Genomic DNA, 1,012 nt, shown 5'->3' with positions numbered 1-1,012 from the left:
GCTCAAGTTTTGAGAGGGGCAAGAAAAGGAATTAATCCACCACCTTTTCCTGTTTGTAATTAATCTGCGGGGATTCCTCGCGCCTAATTTTCCTGGGAATTTTTTAGGGGGGAATGAACGATTACCTCTAGAAAAGCTAAAATTGCAGCCCATACAGAACAACTCAAATCAGAAACTGCTCTTAATGAAATTCGTCATGCCGTCTCTCTAACTCAAGATGAATTGGCATCCAAGCTTAACGTCAAACAGCCTGCCATTTCTCGCCTCGAAAAGCGTAGCGATATGGGCGTTGTTCAAAACGGGGTTACACTTTGACAGAAAAATCCGCTATCTCATAGAACTTATGTTCTCTATAGTTGTTCTACGTGCCGTGAAGTAGCTCATACTGTTAAATTAGGTTAAATAAGCCCAATATTTGAGTAAACTGAGTAACAGTCCCTTTCAACTAATGTCTATTGGCAAAAGTGGAATCATCTTTATCAGAAACTTTCCGAAAAATTTCTCCCTGTCACCGAAGCAGTGGAATCAGCCATGAAATCGACTCCCAGAGCCAGTTCATTGGTGGAAAACCTTAATTCTCGTTTGAGAAATTACTTTTTCTTGAGAAAGCACCTCAATTCTGATTATCTCGCTCTTCTCAGATTTTTTCTGAATCATCGTCGATTTATGGCAAGTCGAGTTCCTGAGCGAATCGGGAAGAGTCCCACAGAGTTGATGACAGGTGAAAAACATCCTCATTGGCTGGAGCTATTAGGATTTAACCTTTTTCAACGTGCCTGACAATTAGGTTTCATATTAATACTTTTGTTCTGTAAGCTAAGTCCGCGCCTTGGCTTAATTTTGCCTGCGAACTGTTACCCAAAATACCCCGTTTTTGAACAACGCCCTAAACTATCAGCTAAAACAGACTGTATTTGACGTTTCCATAAGCGACGGCGATAATCATTACTGCCTCCAGCATCACAGAGAATCAGTAATTTATCCTCTCGCTGAAAGCGCGTACGGTCTGGGT

At 41.4% G+C, this 1,012-nt stretch carries 3 protein-coding genes; 2 read left to right on the top strand and 1 reads right to left on the bottom strand.

The window, feature by feature from the left end; all coding sequences use genetic code 11:
- Nucleotides 1-120: 120 nt before the first annotated feature.
- Together H1P_RS38730 and H1P_RS35575 are read left to right on the top strand one after the other, a co-directional pair.
- Entirely contained in the window at nt 121-315 is a 195-nt protein-coding gene (locus H1P_RS38730) for a helix-turn-helix domain-containing protein (RefSeq protein ID WP_144876510.1), read from the top strand.
- Nucleotides 316-531: 216 nt separating this feature from the next.
- Nucleotides 532-780 (top strand): hypothetical protein, encoded by a 249-nt coding sequence (locus H1P_RS35575; protein WP_222427426.1) that lies wholly within the window; start codon nt 532-534, stop codon nt 778-780.
- A gap of 74 nt (nt 781-854) precedes the next feature.
- Here H1P_RS35575 and H1P_RS35570 read toward each other — a convergent pair.
- The coding region (locus H1P_RS35570) for an ISAzo13-like element transposase-related protein (RefSeq protein ID WP_425461570.1) at nt 855-1,012 on the bottom strand (158 nt) is incomplete at its 5' end.

The sequence above is a fragment of the Hyella patelloides LEGE 07179 genome (genome assembly GCF_900659865.1).
In the GTDB taxonomy this organism is placed as follows: Bacteria; Cyanobacteriota; Cyanobacteriia; order Cyanobacteriales; family Xenococcaceae; genus Hyella; species Hyella patelloides.
Note: the sequence above shows the minus strand (reverse complement) of the source record. Positions and strands in the feature narration are given on the sequence as shown.

Bases quoted from the DNA above. Each gene is read 5' to 3' on its own strand.
- H1P_RS35575 (WP_222427426.1), top strand. From the start codon at position 532: ATGAAATCGACTCCCAGAGCCAGTTCATTGGTGGAAAACCTTAATTCT.